15 protein-coding genes and 1 pseudogene are annotated in these 14,556 nt (G+C 58.7%); 4 read left to right on the top strand and 12 right to left on the bottom strand.

From position 1 onward, the window contains the following. Positions 1–251 precede the first annotated feature (251 nt). Positions 252–503: a helix-turn-helix transcriptional regulator gene (locus tag P9217_RS19915; protein ID WP_278088304.1), complete on the top strand. Its 252-nt coding sequence runs from the start codon at positions 252–254 to the stop codon at positions 501–503. Between the two features lie 425 nt (positions 504–928). Here P9217_RS19915 and P9217_RS30440 read toward each other — a convergent pair. Next, a pseudogene (locus P9217_RS30440) lies at positions 929–1,021 on the bottom strand (thermonuclease family protein); the annotation flags it as partial. A 1,190-nt stretch (positions 1,022–2,211) separates the two neighbouring features. On the opposite strand from P9217_RS30440, the gene P9217_RS19910 reads away from it, so the two are divergent. After that, the gene (locus tag P9217_RS19910; protein ID WP_278052934.1) at positions 2,212–2,580 is read left to right on the top strand and encodes a nuclear transport factor 2 family protein; all 369 of its coding nucleotides are present in this window, start codon (positions 2,212–2,214) and stop codon (positions 2,578–2,580) included. A gap of 21 nt (positions 2,581–2,601) precedes the next feature. Here the strand turns inward: P9217_RS19910 and P9217_RS19905 are convergent, their stop codons facing one another. From P9217_RS19905 to P9217_RS19890, 4 genes are all read right to left on the bottom strand, one after another. Continuing rightward, entirely contained in the window at positions 2,602–3,045 is a 444-nt protein-coding gene (locus P9217_RS19905) for a MucR family transcriptional regulator (protein WP_278087629.1), read from the bottom strand. A 102-nt stretch (positions 3,046–3,147) separates the two neighbouring features. Beyond that, the gene (locus P9217_RS19900) at positions 3,148–3,339 is read right to left on the bottom strand and encodes a hypothetical protein (RefSeq protein WP_278087630.1); all 192 of its coding nucleotides are present in this window, start codon (positions 3,337–3,339) and stop codon (positions 3,148–3,150) included. Between the two features lie 468 nt (positions 3,340–3,807). Then, entirely contained in the window at positions 3,808–4,386 is a 579-nt protein-coding gene (locus tag P9217_RS19895) for a hypothetical protein (RefSeq protein WP_278087631.1), read from the bottom strand. 271 nt (positions 4,387–4,657) lie between these two features. After that, on the bottom strand, positions 4,658–5,689 hold the full coding sequence (locus P9217_RS19890; RefSeq protein WP_278087632.1) for a radical SAM protein: 1,032 nt from the start codon (positions 5,687–5,689) through the stop codon (positions 4,658–4,660). Positions 5,690–6,126: 437 nt separating this feature from the next. Between P9217_RS19890 and P9217_RS19885 the strand changes: the two genes are divergently transcribed. Together P9217_RS19885 and P9217_RS19880 are read left to right on the top strand one after the other, a co-directional pair. Continuing rightward, a complete protein-coding gene (locus P9217_RS19885; protein ID WP_278087633.1) occupies positions 6,127–9,219 on the top strand; it encodes an adenylate/guanylate cyclase domain-containing protein in 3,093 nt (1,030 codons plus the stop codon). Positions 9,220–9,593: 374 nt separating this feature from the next. Beyond that, positions 9,594–10,229, top strand: coding sequence for a recombinase family protein (locus P9217_RS19880; protein WP_278052940.1), 636 nt, complete (start codon positions 9,594–9,596; stop codon positions 10,227–10,229). Positions 10,230–10,393: 164 nt separating this feature from the next. Here P9217_RS19880 and P9217_RS19875 read toward each other — a convergent pair whose 3' ends face one another. The 7 genes from P9217_RS19875 to P9217_RS19845 all read right to left on the bottom strand — a co-directional run bounded on the left by P9217_RS19875 (position 10,394) and on the right by P9217_RS19845 (position 14,408). After that, positions 10,394–10,867, bottom strand: a complete 474-nt coding sequence (locus P9217_RS19875) for a terminase small subunit (protein ID WP_278052941.1) — start codon at positions 10,865–10,867, stop codon at positions 10,394–10,396. Next, positions 10,855–11,232 (bottom strand): hypothetical protein, encoded by a 378-nt coding sequence (locus tag P9217_RS19870; RefSeq protein WP_278052942.1) that lies wholly within the window; start codon positions 11,230–11,232, stop codon positions 10,855–10,857. The genes P9217_RS19875 and P9217_RS19870 overlap by 13 nt, the downstream gene beginning before the upstream one ends. Positions 11,233–12,390: 1,158 nt before the next feature. Further along, a complete protein-coding gene (locus tag P9217_RS19865) occupies positions 12,391–12,702 on the bottom strand; it encodes a DUF6074 family protein (RefSeq protein WP_278087866.1) in 312 nt (103 codons plus the stop codon). A gap of 172 nt (positions 12,703–12,874) precedes the next feature. Further along, positions 12,875–13,612, bottom strand: coding sequence for a hypothetical protein (locus P9217_RS19860; protein ID WP_278052944.1), 738 nt, complete (start codon positions 13,610–13,612; stop codon positions 12,875–12,877). Further along, positions 13,613–13,783, bottom strand: coding sequence for a hypothetical protein (locus tag P9217_RS19855; RefSeq protein WP_179294620.1), 171 nt, complete (start codon positions 13,781–13,783; stop codon positions 13,613–13,615). It abuts the gene before it with no gap. Further along, on the bottom strand, positions 13,780–13,986 hold the full coding sequence (locus P9217_RS19850) for a hypothetical protein (protein ID WP_278052945.1): 207 nt from the start codon (positions 13,984–13,986) through the stop codon (positions 13,780–13,782). The genes P9217_RS19855 and P9217_RS19850 overlap by 4 nt, the downstream gene beginning before the upstream one ends. A 164-nt stretch (positions 13,987–14,150) precedes the next feature. Beyond that, a complete protein-coding gene (locus P9217_RS19845) occupies positions 14,151–14,408 on the bottom strand; it encodes a helix-turn-helix domain-containing protein (protein WP_179294621.1) in 258 nt (85 codons plus the stop codon). Between the last annotated feature and the right edge of the window lie 148 nt (positions 14,409–14,556).

Raw genomic sequence — 14,556 nt, 5'->3', positions numbered from 1 at the left:
ATCGTGCGCTTTCTCTCACCTTCCGAGGCGAAGCGAGGCGAAACCCTACTTCAAATCCGCGACAACACCTTATGGCGGATCATCCGATGTCCGCTTGTAGGCAGGGCGCGAGCGGCGAGAGCAGTCAGACTAGCGCCTTGCCCGAGCTTACACGCCCATTGCTTCAACTTGCGTCGACAGAATATCCGGTTTTTGGATAAAATGAAATTCGGATTACCGCAACGTCGAAGCGAAATTTGCTCGACGAGCGGATGGCCAAAACCCTGCATTCGGACCGCCATCGGCGACTTGCTGAGCTGCTGACCGAGAAGCGAAAGCAGGCAGGATTGACGCAGGCAGCTGTCGCCAAAGCTCTCCATCGCCATCAACCGTTCATCGCGAACATTGAAAATGGCGATCGCCGTTTGGACCTCGTTGAGTTTCTCGAACTGGCCAAGGTGGTGGGCTTCGACCCTTATGAAGTCCTGCGCCAAGTCGAGGCCGTCGACCCACTGAAGGATTAGAAGTTGCCCGGCTCCGGACCTGTTCAATAGACAGCGCGGTTGGCTTCCGTCGAAAGAAGCCCTTGATGAGATCCTACGGCGCGGACTGATCCCGCTGACATGCGCCGTCCTCACGGACTGACTATCGGGCTCTAAGGGGCAACTTTCCGGTCGAAGCCCATTTCAAGGGGCACTTTCTCGCCATCTAAAGGGAATATCGACGAACGAAATTAAGAACAGTCATATGTCTATCGACGTGTCCGGCAAAGGGGGCGCATGTGAAGGTACTTGTGTCCGGCGGCCGAACTTTCACGGACACAACGTAGCTTGATCATCTCATGGGCAGTACCACTTCCAGCTCGTTATCGAGGGCGACGCGAGGGCGGGTCCTACGCCGACACGCCTCTCGCACTCTGGCGCTTCTCGCTGGCCCGCTGCATGCTGGCGCCGTCGGCGCGCGCGCCGACAAAACGGTGATAGCGATCCCAAGTCACGAACGTGCACCGCACCGGCCTCGAGGCGGCCAGAAAGGTATCCAGCGGCGAGCCCACCGTTCATCTAAATCGGCCGAGAAATTGGCTGACGTACGTGTCCACCACGGTGCTAATGCGCCAACGGTATAGTCGAGCGGTTACTCGTTCGCGCCCCAAAATCCTCTCTGCGTGTTCTGTCGCGAGTTTGAGTAGCGTTTCCGAGACTTCCTGCGCCGACCAGCCTCTCTCAAGGCAAGCCTTCACCAAAGCTTCAAACACGGGATCGAGCGCAACCTCGCAGTTGACTGAGCGGTCGGGGCAACCTTCAGGAAGCAGGGGCGGTTCGATTGGTGGCATCTTGGCCATGCACCCAGAAAGCTCAGCAAGGAAATTCGTTCCGCCTGTCATTGATAGGCGCGCGCGATCGTCCCCTGATCTTTTTAGTAGCTGCTAACGGAATAACGGAACGCTTACGCAGACAAAACACGCCGACGTTTCTGAGCAGCAGTGCGGCCCTCCGCAGCAGCACTTGCAAATCGGCCCGCGAAGCGTCCGCTATCTGGTCGGCCGCGTTTTCCAGTTCATGCACGAATTGATGGCGGGACGGTCACGCTCCTATAGGAATTTCTCGCCTTCCGTCCGGTGCTCAAAGCAGAACCAATGCGGCGCCTGCTTCGGCTTGGCGAAACCCCAACCCGCATCCTTGCTGCACCCGTCGTGCTCGCAAACGTGGTGCTGGACGCCGGCCGGAGTGGCGTATTCGGGTCGCGGCAGTCTGATTTCGTCGCTCATGGGCAACAGTGAACAAAATGAGAACAAAAGAGTCAAGCGGCCCCTCGACCGGATGGGAATATGTTCTCAATTCGAGTGAAAGCCCGAGCAACCGGAAAAGTGGCCGAGAGGCGCCCCCGTGGACCCTGACCACGCCCTTGACGCCGGGCAGGTGGCGGGCATTCGCTGCGCCCGCTGCAACGTCACCCCGGTACTACAAACCGAACGAGTTGCGGGAAGTGATCGGCAACGTCACGATCGACGACGTGCGGGACAAGGTGCGCTGCCAGCAGTGCAAGAGCTGGGAGGGCTGAGCGCGCAGCTATTCCATCCGACCGGAGAGCAGGCGCACACGATCCGATATCGGCGGCTAGTCCAGATCCGATGGGAGAAGCGGGTGATCTGGCGGGATGAATGACTGGTCCGTAGGACCTAGTCGCATTCTGGGCTGTCGCTACACTAGTTCGATAGGCAAGGAGGAAACGATGTCGGTCTTCGATGATCTACAGGAGATTTGGGACCTGTATGTCGCCGCGTACCGATCAGGGGATGCTGCCGGCTGCGCTGCCATTTTTACGGATGATGCGGAAGTGCATTCACCTTACGGGCCTCCAGCGCGCGGCCGAGCGGCAATCGAGGCGTTGCACGGCACTTGGGTTCAACATGCCGGGCCTAACAAGACTCTTCAAGTAATCGAAGCGGGCAGATCAGGAGATCTCGCCTGGACACTGGCCACCTACTCGGAAGGGGAGGCAGTCGGCAACGGCACCTCGCTCAGTGTCTTTGAGCGTCAGGTCGGCGGAGGTTGGTTGATCCGGATCTGCAGTCTGAACAGTACTGACGCCGTCGGCTGAAGCCCCGCCGCAATTCTGTCGTTAGGTGGCCTTTCGCCTCGCGCTCGCCTTCTTGACCGGCTTGGCCGCCGGCTTCCGACCAAGCCCACTGGCCTTAGCCAATTCAGATCGCTGGGCGGCATAGTTAGGCGCTACCATCGGGTAGTCCGGCTTCAGACCCCATTTGGCCCGGTATTCGTCCGGTGTCAGGCCGTGGTCGGTCGACAGGTGCCGCTTCAGCGACTTGAACTTCTTCCCGTCCTCGAGGCAGATGATGTAATCCGGGAACACGGATCGCTTCGGATTGACCGCGGGAGCCTGGGCCGGCGTCTCGGGTTTGGCCGATCCCTCGATCTTCGAAAGAGACAAGTTCACGCTCGCGATCAATTCCGGGAGAGACGCAACCGGCACGGGGTTGTTGCCGACGTAGGCAGACACGATGTCGGCGGTGAGCTCGATCAATTGGCTTCGGCTGTCTTCCGGCATGCAGTATCTCCGCTCGTGGCACTAGGTAGCCGAACTCTCTTAGCCGGTTTTTGGCCAAGCGCAACAGCGCGATGATTACCTAAACGAAGCCATAGCTAAGCATCAATTGCCCGTTGTGCCGCTGGTAGCCGTTCCCGTCACAGTGCCCGTACTGGTATTTTCCATGCTGCCGCCGATGAACTGCATCGAGGGGCTTTCGCGCATGACTGGCATCAAGATCGATGGCACAAAGGTCGACTCCTCGAGCCGGCAAACCATCGTGCTAAGGCGCATCGCCGGTTCTTGGAAAATCATTCACGAACATGCCAGCTTCCTATGGCAATGGACGGAAGTGGGCTCGCTGTTACGGATCTTTTGCCGTAGTTCCGGAGTGCGCCCTCAAAAGGGATTCGGCTTTCACGCGGCTAAGGTCCGTAGGTGAACGGTCGATTTTTGGGCGCGTAGCTGCCATTTGTCGGTTCGGCATCTGCCGCCCCACACCACCTCGCCGACACCGGCGGGGTTGTCGGCTTGGCACCATTTAGCCTGGACTATTCCAGGCCTGCACTTCGTAGGCCTTCGATATACCTCGATCGGTCTTCGTAACACGCAGCTAACGTGGAAGGTCAGCAGATTGTTGCGAGCCGGATCTACTTATTCGATGCAAATCAAAGGAAGAGGGTATCGATCTCTACAACAATCTTCCCGTCGACTCAGCCTTGCAGATCAGCAAGTTACAAAAGCTTGTCTTTGATGAGTCCACCCCTAGTAAACGTCCGCGATCTATTTTTTAGTTCGCGGTCGTTTTCGCGCCTGTGCCGGTCCGACCAGTCCCATACCGACCATGGGATTCTCTTTGGCGTAATCTTCAAGCTTCGTGGCACTAATCAAGGACGCAGGCTGGTATTTGAACTCGCTCCGGGATGGATCTCTCGACCAGTAAGCTCGAAGCTTTGTGATCGCTTCGGAAAGGTTAGGCGATTTTCGTATGGCGTCATTCAGACCAGCTATCGCCGATTCTGAATCATATGACCAAAAAGTTCTGTAATGATATCGGTAACCAATTGACCAATAAGTTCCTAAGTACCTCGCACCGTCAACCTTTTCCACCGTCTGCCGAATGAAAGCTTCATTGTCTACCAGGAATTGATGGAATGCGGGCACATCCTGGTAAGGAATGCCAAATGTCCATTCAATCAGAATACAACCCAGGGCGTAGGGAACAGCCGGCTCGCACGGTGTAAATGAAATAGCCCCGTGCGTGCGAACTTCAACGACAACCGGCTCTACCGCCGGTGGCGCCGGAATGCCTTGCCGACGTACCAAGCGCTTGACCTGTTCGATAGTCGGTTTGCGTGCCACTAGGAAGTCCTCCTGGTCGCGAATGGTTTCTTCGGCGCTTCAAGCCGGTTCTACAGGCTCTATGACACCCTGCTGAATGAGGTCCTCAATGCCCCGCCGCAGTTCAAGCCGTGCCACTTCGCGCGAGCGCGAAGGTTCGATTGTAGCAAAATAGCTACGCTCCAGCGACCTCCAACTCCGCCCGTCGCACAATTCCATTATAAGCCACGCAGACGAATTGAGGGTGTATAGCCTCGGGTTCTCTGGGGTGAACACGATGCAGATACCCATCTCATCGATGGGGCGAATACGTAGGTTTGCGACCTTTCGAAAGGAGACGCGACGGTAAGACACGTAAGTCGACTCCATTATTCAATGTCGAGCAGAACGGGTCAGGCGCCCCCCAGCGACCATGATAGGCATAGGCTGCCGAGCGGCATCCTCCGCGCGTTCCTTCAACGGCATCGCAGGTCGGGCAGGACTTTTCGACCACACCGGAGCGCAGTTCTCGGTAGAGGGCGTGCTCCCAAGTGGCGAGGAACGGCACCTCGCGAATATTGCCGTAATTGACGTACTCGCGGAGATAAGCGCAACCAATTGATCGGCCGAATGGATCTACCGCGGCAGCCTGCCAGCAGCAGTTTCGGTCATTGGGATGCCACGACTTCATCACGGTAAGCCCAGATGGTGGTGCAAGCGAGTTGAGCACAGCCATCTGCTCTTGCAGGGACATCGCCAACTCACCCCAGCGGTACTTAGCCCGCCCCAGGGGATAGAGACGCAGAATTCCTGCGCGGGGAACACCGAGCTCGTGTGCAAGTTCCAAATAATCTTGCAGTTCGTGCATATTTCTCCGGTTTAGGATCGTGAGCACATCAGTATCGATGCCAGCCTCGAGCAGGTAGCTGACCGCTTCGCAAGCTTTCTGGAAGCTCCCGCTAACTCCGGTGAAATAATCGTGCGTCTCGGCTCTCGCTCCCATCAGGTCGATGAGCACACGTCCTATGCCGATCTGCTTTAGGCGATGCGCCATCTCGCGATTGATGAGGGTTCCGTTGCTCCGCAACATAGTCATCATGCGGCGAGCGCAGTGCGCCAAAATTTGAAGAAAATCTTGCCGAAAAAGAGGTTCCCCACCTTCGAAATAAACGGAAATAAAATCATTGCTGACCAAGTAATCGAGAAACCTCTGCCATTCGTCAGTAGTAACTTCGGCAGGCGCTTCGCTGATCTGGCAATCTGCATAACAATGCTTGCACTCTAAATTGCACGTCTGGGTTATTGACAAGGTTATGCTTAGGGGTGAGTTCAGAACAGGTGGCAACTTCAGGTCCTCCTCCGCAAGAATAGCACCTCTCGTTAGGGAAATCCAACGCGGCGCCGCTGGCGCTCTGACGGGCAGCCCTGGAGTCAGCGCCTCGTTTTGCGTCAATCGGTGCCCCGAGCCTGGTTTCGGCTTAGAGTGCTCGCAATTCCAGGGCGTAAAAGATCGCGTTGATGATTTCACGCGACGACCAGCGCGCGCGCTTTCGCACGTCGGCATAAACGGCTCGGTCAGAGTCCATTCGGAGTTTCTAACATAAGCCGCCGCGGCTATGATGTCGCCGGATCCACATCGTGGTTCCAAGAGGGCTTCGACAACCTTTGGAGTCGCACGAACCCGGCCACAAACCCATTTCTCGGGACGGGCACCCACAGGTCCATAAGCTGGAGACGCTCCGTATGCGCTGTCCTCAGTGTCGGTTCGAGAATGGGGTTGGTATGCGGTTCTGCGGCAACTGCGGAGCACCCCTGACGAGCGCACCTTCGCCCCTGTCCGACGCCGCCGCACTCGCCTCCGCAGAGCGCAGGCAGATCACCGTCGTGTTTTGCGACATCGTCGGGTCAACTGCTTTGTCGGAGCAACTCGACCCCGAGGATCTCCGGGACCTTTTTGCTACCTATCGATCCACTTGCGATGAGGTTGTTCGCCACTGCGGCGGGTGGATAGCTTCATACTTCGGGGACGGTCTTCTCATTTACTTCGGCTATCCCGGTGCAAGCGACGACGATCCGGTAATGGCTGTGCGCGCTGCGATTGAAATCATCTCACGTTTCCAGCAACGTAGCACTGAAATGGTCGATTGCGCTGATGCCAGCTTGCAGGTTCGCATCGGCATTCATACCGGATTGGTGGTTGCTGGCGATCTCCCCAGTGGATCTGAACGGGAGATTTATTCTATCGTCGGCGAAACTCCCAATCTCGCAGCTCGTCTGCAAGCGCTCGCTGCGCCCCAGACGGTACTCATCAGCGATGCCACATACGCTCTGGTCAAGCATCGATTTGAATGTCGCGCTTTGGGAGAGCGCCACGTCAAAGGCATTTCGCGTCCGATTCGGGTCTATGTACCGTTGGCTGAATCAGCCTTCACGTGGCAGGATGCATTTGAAGTCCGAGACCTTACTCCCCTCGTTGGACGCACACGCGAGTTGGCACGCCTCAGAGAAGGTTGGGAGCGCGTACTGCAGGGCAAGGGTCAAGTGGCGTCAATTTGCGGCGACCCAGGATTTGGCAAGTCACGCCTCGTACATGCTTTTCACGCCAGCATAGCCGACGAGCATTCAATGCTTGCGTGTAACTGCGTGCCGCATTCGTCCGACAGCGCGTTCCTCCCGATTATTGATTTGCTGCATCGGCATCTTTCAATTGCCTCGTCGGATGGCGCGGCCGAAAGACTCGCGAAACTTGAAACGTCGCTAAAGCAATCGCCCTTTCGGGTGGAAGAAGCGCTGCCTCTGATTGCCTCTCTGCTGTCGCTTCCGACTCCTGCCGGATTGGACACGACCAATATGCTGCCTCGGAGGCGGCGGGAGAGGACGATTGAAATCCTGCTGACCTGGTTGCTTCGAGAGACGGAGCGTCGCCCAGTTATTCTTGTCGTTGAGGATCTCCATTGGGCCGATCCCTCCACGCTCGACGTCATCAAGCAACTTCTTCAGCTAGTTCCAACCGCGAAGCTATTTCTCCTCCTGACGTTTCGGCAGGAGTTCGTGCAACCTTGGGTCGATCCCTCTTACGCTATGCGATTTACGCTTTCGCGCCTCTCCTCTGGTGAGACCAACGAGATCATTGCCAACCTGACCAAAGGAACCGAGCTATCACCGGCGTTGCTCAGTCAGCTGATTGAACGGGCTGACGGCGTGCCGCTATTCGTGGAGGAATTAACGAAGACCGTTATTGAATCTGCGCAGGCCAGCGATAGCGCGGCGACTCCCGCCCTCCTCGACGAGGCTACTATCCCTGTAACGCTGCGCGACTCCCTGATGGCCCGACTAGATCGGCTGAATTCCATCAAAGCGACCGCGCAGATCGCGGCAACTCTTGGCCGCGAGTTTCCGTTCGAGTTGCTGAAGGCAGTCACGTTGGCTTCTGAGACAGAGCTGCTGAGCGCTCTATCCCAGCTGGTCGACCGTCAGATTCTGTTACAGCGTGGTATTCCTCCGCAGGCTTCGTATTCTTTCAAGCATGCACTCATTCAGGAGGCAGCCTACCAATCTCTGCTTCGAAGCTCACGGCGCCGCTATCATCTGCGGGCCGCCGAGGCGTTGGTTGTTCAGTTCCCGGATTTCGCCGAGCGGCAACCGGAGCTGATAGCTGGGCATCTCAACCTCGCTGGAGATACAGAGCGCGCCATAGACTACTGGCAAACAGCCGGCGAACGGGCACTGAGCCGCTATACAAACCTCGAGGCAGAAGCTCACTTCCGAAAAGCATTGGCTGCTATCATGAGCCTTTCTTCCTCTCGCCAGCGCCAGCAACAGGAAGCCTCGCTCTTGATCGGGCTTGGCACCGCGCTGACCGCGATCAGAGGTTGGGCCGCTTCTGAGGCTGAGCACATCTATGCGAGGGCGCGTTTGCTGTGCCAGACAATCGGAGATACGCCACAGCTCGCGGCTGCCCTTCGAGGTTTGCAGTCGTACTACCAGGTGCGAGGACCTGTTCAAGCGGCACGAGAAATCGGTGAACAACTCCTTGAGGTGGCAGACCGGGGTAATGATCGCTCAATTCGAGTCGAGGCTCGACGCGCCCTCGGCTGGTGTCTCTTCTGCCTCGGCGAATTCACGGCAAGTAGAAAGCAGCTCGAGGCTGCCATCGGCGACTACGATCCAGCGTTGTCGCGCAGAAACGTCGTTGCGTACGGATCCGATGCTGGTGTCGCTGGCCTTGCCAATCTTGCCTGGCTCGAATGGTGCGTGGGTAACTCCGAGTGTGCAGTTGAGCGAAGCCGCGAAGCAATCCGTTTGGCAGAAACGCTCGCGCATCCGCTAAGCCTCACCTATGCACTCTGTATGTCGGCAGCTGTCCATCAGGGCCTCCGTCAGCCAGAAATTGCTGAGGAGCTCGCGACGAGCACCGTTGCGATAGCTACCGAGAATAACCTTTTGTACTGGATGTCCTGGGGTACCATTCTTCGGGGCTGGGCCGTTGCCGAGCAAGGCTCAACCGATGCAGGGATCAACATGCTGAACGAGGGAATCCAGGCGTACGCCGCAACAGGTGCGGAGCTGTTTCGGGGCTATGCTCTCGGGCTTCTCGCCGACGCCTGCGGCAAAGCAGGGCAGCCAAGCGAGGGGCTTCGCCATATCAACGAGGCGGTCGTCAGCAGCACGGCCGTAAACGTGCACTTCTTCGACGCGGAACTCCACCGGATTGAAGCGGCCCTTCTTCTACAGTCGGGAAGTGGCCCCAAGGCAGCCACTGAGGCGCTTGAACGCGCGATAGAGACTGCCCGTAGTCAGGATGCGAAGATGCTCGAGCTTCGCGCCCTGAACGATCTGGTACAATTGCGCAGGCGAGCTGGCCCGTCCGTCTGACGATCAGACCGCGATCGCGACATTGTTGCTAGACCGCCCTGGTGTCAGCATCGCAGTGGATGCGCCGAGCCCGCCAATTGGGGTTCAGCCATCCCGGGCCTCATGAGGCCGAGCCAGCTGCACTGTCGAAACGAGAACTGCTCGACCCTGCCCCGGTCTGCCACAAGGCCGAGAGCCAGGTGCCGACCATCGCAGGAGCGGCGCTTCGTGGCCCCTCCATCCGAAATTCCCCGAGGAAGAAGCGCAGCAATGTACGCTGAGGTATAGCCTATCGATCAACGGAAATGGGGTCCGAAGAAGTGTCCGTTAGGGTTGACTTGGATCAACCGACAGGATATTCAACGGACACAACCCTTTCGGATAGATGTCGTCCTGTGACCAAGACCGTCTTTTATGCCCGTGTCTCGACTGCCGACCAGACGCTTGAGCATCAACGCAGGCAGGCCGAGCTGGCAGGTTTCAAGATTGATCAAGAGATTGCCGATCATGGTGTATCCGGCATCTCGACGAAGCTGGCGGAGCGACCTCAAGGAAAGCGGCTGTTCGACATCCTTCGTCCTGGTGACACGCTTGTGGTGCGCTGGGTCGACCGGCTGGGCCGCGACTATAGGGACGTGTCGGATAGCATCCGGCATTTCATGCGTGAGGGTGTGGTGGTCAAGACCGTTGTCAATGCCATGGTGTTCGACGGAGCGACCAAAGACCCCATCCAGCAGGCCGTTCGGGACGCGCTGATAGCCTTCATGGCAGCAACGGCTGAAGCACAGGCGGTCGCAGCCAAGGAAGCCCAGAAGGCAGGCATTGAGGGCGCCAAGTCCGACCCCAGGTCGTACCGTGGCAGGAAGCCGAGCTACGACCGTAAGGCATTCGACACGGTGGTTGCAATGCTGGGTACAGGGGCTGGTGCATCAGCCATAGCCAAGGTCACGGGCTTGACGCGGCAGGCGGTCCTCAGAATCAGGGACGACCGGATTGGAGCGGAGAGGGCACTCGCAATGTGGGCGCTTTAGGCGTGGTCGGCGGGAAGGTCACCTGGCCCATCCTCACCAAGCGCAAGGGGTTCGCACCGTAGGAGCGAAGGCCACCCGAAAAGCTAGAGGGCTCCAACCGGATTACCCCACGCCCCAGGCCGTCTTGGCCCCCCATTTACCCGGCATAACAGGAGATAGAACTCTCAGTGCTCTGATTTCTTCGCCGGCAGCGCCAGCGGCGGCTGGCCCTTGATCGCCCGCGCCTCGTTGATCATCGAGGCCACCTCGAAGCGCAGCTCGTCGTCGGTAAGCTGGCTGAAGGTGCCAGTCAGGTTGACGTTTAGGCTCCGCTGGATGTCGTGGCCGGTGATCTTCGCCTTGGCCGCCAAAGCCGTCGCTGCGGCACCGTACTGCTTTTCCCGGTGTGCGGCGGCAATTATCTGATCGTACTCGGCGACCAACGATTCCCGCGTCACGACCATCTTGTCGGCCAGATCGTCGATAAGCTCCTTAAGCCGCGCCCGAATGTTATCCTTCCTCATCAGCCTCGCAGAGTTGGCGATGGCTGCCTCTTCGGTGCATTTGTACCCTGCTTTCAGGTATGCCTGATAGGCCGGCATGCCTTCTGCCTTGAACTGACAAAACTGCTCCCAGCGTGCATCCTTCAGCGCAGGCATCGCATCTCGTATCCCACGGATTGCAAGCGCTCGGCGACTCTTCGGCGATCGCGCATGAGGCTTGGGCGCATCAGCTTGACGCCGTGCAGCTTGTGCCTGTTTTTCCCTCTCCCCTCTGGCGACATGACAGCAAGTTCGCACAGGACAGTGAAGCACTTGAAGATGTATTGGTTGATCAGATTGAAAAGCTGCGTCCATTCGCGCTTGGCGCGGGCCGGAGGGGACCATGACTGTGCAGCGGCCCGGACACTGCATTTGTAGCCAGCTTCGAGGTACGCCTTATAGGCGGGCAGGCCATCCACATAGGCTTGGTGACGCGGATTTTTAAGTGGCGCGCATTTGACCTGGCTTTCCTCGTTGCTCATGGGCCTCGCTCTCCATTGATACCGTTCCCAAGGTACACACATGCGCCCCCATAAATTCTGAAAGCGCATGCGGGGGGCCGCGGCCCATGAGCAGGATGGTGAAGTCTCGGGGCAGCGACGATTGCTGATTGGCGGCGACACGCAACCCGCTGATCAAGGGGGAAAGATGTGGGAGTTCGATCGACTACTATCTCGCACGGACTGAAAAAGGCTGGTTGCGGAGTTGGTTCCAGAAGGAATTTCCTCGCTTGCACTGTGCATGTCTGATCTGCCGTGCCTTCTTCAGGCCAACTAGGCGACCAAGGCAGAGATCGAAGAGCCCTTCATTCCGGGAGAAGGACAGCAGAAGGCACGAAGACGCCGTTCCAGGCTCTTCTCGGGAATCGTAGGGCGCAGCTAGTTCGACCACCGGCCGGAGTCGAGGCGCCGCGCAATTTCTTCAGATTGGCTGGGGGCGAAGCAGTCGGCACGTTTATCGGCGCTTCCTTCCCTCCGCCGCCATCGCACCATTCGAGCATGCGCGGCCGCGCTCGGATTATGCACTCTTCGCGGGACCTCCTCGAGATGATTCCGTCGACCGTCATCACCGTGCCGTCTTCCTCCGCCCTCGACAGATAGGCGCCTTTGCGCTCTCTTGGCTTCGAGCTTCGTCGCCTTGCGTCGGCTCGCCAGGTGTCGTGCCGTTACCTCCGTTTCGGTTCGCGCCGGCTCTGACCGCGGCCTTTGCCGTGGCGCGCCTCTTCCGGCCTTCAGATCGACGCGAAGGGGGCCGTCGCTAATCCGAATGCCGGGTTCCAATTCTCGCTCCGCCTCAACCTCCCTGACCGCATGTCCGGTTTACACACCTAGGCCGCAGTTTCGGTTCTCGCGGTTAGTGTGATCCCGATCGTGGCCTGGCTCGTCACGCAACATCCCCGCCGGCGCCGATTAATTCGATGAGTGAGACGAATGATCTCGGCCTGGATGGCAGCTTGGAAAGGCGCCGAGATGTTGGTCCTGCTCCGCCACGCCAATGCCAGCGCCGACATTTGCCGGATCAGGGCGTCCGTCACCTGGCCTCGGTAAGACTGGGCCGAGCGGAGGGTCGGCTTGGCGAGCGTCTTTTCTCCCGTCGAACGGATACAGCCTAGCCTCCGGACCATTGAAAGACGACGACGGTCATGCCGCGCCACCGTAGCTGCGCCGTTGCCTTTCGGCCTCGGCGGCTCGCCTCATTTCTGCCTGAACGGCTTCGGCGAAACGATCGACGTATGCCCGAATCTCAGCATCGGCCAGCCCCTGCACCTGAAGCCGAGCGTATAGGCGCTGGCACTCCATCCGCCAGAACCGCACCGCACGTTCGCCCTGCCGGCGCTCAAGAATGCGCGCAGTCTGCCGGATAAAACGAATCTCCGGATCGATCGGGAACGGAATAATCTCGGCCTGTGTACATACGTGCGTACATGCTTTTTCGTCATTGTGTCTGCACATTTTCGTCACGCTGCTTTCCTCCTCGCACACGTTCGTCGCAACTCCCAGGGACCCAAGCCCCTGGCACCCCTGCTGGGGGATGATCCCCCAGACCCTCTCGCGCGGTCGGCTTCGCCAGCCGCGAGTGGCAAGGAGCGAGGAACGGGAGATGGCAGTGCGTCCCTCTGGAGGATCATGCCGCAGCCTCCTGCTTCGATGACACAACTGGGTCGCCGTCCGTCTTGGCATCCCTTTGCACAGGTGTGTCGCCGTTCCTAGGAACATCTACTCGCGACGGACTTGTGCAATCGGTCCTCGCCTTCCTGTAGAACCACGTCCGTCGGCTGATGCCCTCGGCGTTCCAAGGCTCCAGATGCTCAGCGGACTCGGCCTCGTAGGACTCGCGATCTTTGCAGCCGCGCGCCTTTCTGCCCTCCGCTTTCTTGCTTCGATCGCGGTCCCGCTTCCGCTCTTTCGCGAGGTTCGCCCGCTCCTCCTTGGAAATGTCGCACGCGCCGATCGTCTTAAGCCGAAGCCGATCACGCTCGGCCATCGTCACCGCCAGAAGCCCGGCGACACCATCCGCAGCCATCATGCGACTGTGACGGCTGGCTTGAGCGAGAATATCAGTGAGTTCGGCATCGAGCAGCCACGGCGCCCATTTCCGGCACCAATTGAACATGTCCTGCCCCGATGGGGAAAAGGCCGCGGCCTTGACGTAGTTGAGGCAGGTTTCGCGATCGTCGGTATCTTCTGGATCCGGGATCATGCCGCCGTGGCGATCCTTGATGACCTTCTCGACTTCACGCAGGCGCAGAAGCTGAATCGAAAAGGGCTTGGTTGTCTTGTGAGCCGGCTTCTCTTTCAAGATGACGTAGCCGAGCATCAGGCGCTCGGAGCCGTCCTTGTTGAGTTTGACGACCGGCCGCACCTACGTCGCCCTCCGCAGTTCATGGCTCTGACGAATGGCCTCGATCGCTTCAGCGGCGCTCAGGCCAAATGTCTTTCGCAACGCCGGGAGAAGCGGCTTCGGCCGGGCCTGGAAAGGTGTCGCGACCAGGAAGCGGGCGGCCGCGTCGATCTTGGAGGGGTGCTTGGTCATGCCGCTCCCCTCTTTCCGCCGCTCGGACACACCATGCGTGCGCTGACGATGGCATCGGCCACGATCTGCAGCTCACGCTTTTCGCCGGCTTGCGTTGTCAAAGTGCTGCGCTGGACGCGGCCTGACGCGCTGAGCAGGCCACCGTTGCCGTGCCGGAGGAGATCGTCAGCCACGCTGCCTAACGCAACGATGCCGATCCACAAGGGTGCAGCATCGTTGTCATCGAAGCAAACGACGTGCCTGCCGTTCTCGCGTCTACCTGTTCTACAAGACGCCATGACTTGCCATAAAAATCAGTCGGGATGGAAGCTGTCGCCGGTCTCGGCGAGGATCTGGGCGATGCTCAGCCCGCCGGAGGAAGGCAGCGTCATCCGGTCACCGTCAGCGTGCCGTCGCCCTTCGCCGAGGCCTTATTGTCATTGATACCGTCTCGGTCTTTCAGGGACCGGGCGGGCAACGCACGAAGGAACGCTTCCAGGTCTTCACGCAGGATGACCGTGCGCCGGCCGAATTTTCGGGCTAGAAGCTGTCCATTGCCGATTGCGGAAAAAATCAGCGTGCGGCCGATGCCGGACACTTTCGCTGCTTCCTCGACGGAAAAGCCGAGTTTCTCGATTTCGTTCATCACGACGCTCCGCGAGCCGTTAAAGATCGCGGACGACGGTAGGGAGGGAGCGCCGAAAAAATTCTGACGCGCAAAAAAAGTTCCGTGGAAATTAAAAAGCGCCCGCATGTGGGGCTGGATTTCTATCTGCCGCTGGAGATCTTTGCGC

The sequence above is a fragment of the Mesorhizobium sp. WSM4989 genome (assembly GCF_029625795.1).
GTDB lineage: Bacteria > Pseudomonadota > Alphaproteobacteria > Rhizobiales > Rhizobiaceae > Mesorhizobium.
This window is presented reverse-complemented; position numbering and strand designations above follow the sequence as displayed.

Bases quoted from the DNA above. Each gene is read 5' to 3' on its own strand.
- P9217_RS19915 (WP_278088304.1), top strand. From the start codon at position 252: ATGGCCAAAACCCTGCATTCGGACCGCCATCGGCGACTTGCTGAGCTG.
- P9217_RS19910 (WP_278052934.1), top strand. From the start codon at position 2,212: ATGTCGGTCTTCGATGATCTACAGGAGATTTGGGACCTGTATGTCGCC.
- P9217_RS19905 (WP_278087629.1), bottom strand. From the start codon at position 3,045: ATGCCGGAAGACAGCCGAAGCCAATTGATCGAGCTCACCGCCGACATC.
- P9217_RS19900 (WP_278087630.1), bottom strand. From the start codon at position 3,339: ATGATTTTCCAAGAACCGGCGATGCGCCTTAGCACGATGGTTTGCCGG.
- P9217_RS19885 (WP_278087633.1), top strand. From the start codon at position 6,127: ATGCGGTTCTGCGGCAACTGCGGAGCACCCCTGACGAGCGCACCTTCG.
- P9217_RS19875 (WP_278052941.1), bottom strand. From the start codon at position 10,867: ATGCCTGCGCTGAAGGATGCACGCTGGGAGCAGTTTTGTCAGTTCAAG.
- P9217_RS19870 (WP_278052942.1), bottom strand. From the start codon at position 11,232: ATGAGCAACGAGGAAAGCCAGGTCAAATGCGCGCCACTTAAAAATCCG.
- P9217_RS19865 (WP_278087866.1), bottom strand. From the start codon at position 12,702: ATGTGCAGACACAATGACGAAAAAGCATGTACGCACGTATGTACACAG.
- P9217_RS19855 (WP_179294620.1), bottom strand. From the start codon at position 13,783: ATGACCAAGCACCCCTCCAAGATCGACGCGGCCGCCCGCTTCCTGGTC.
- P9217_RS19845 (WP_179294621.1), bottom strand. From the start codon at position 14,408: ATGAACGAAATCGAGAAACTCGGCTTTTCCGTCGAGGAAGCAGCGAAA.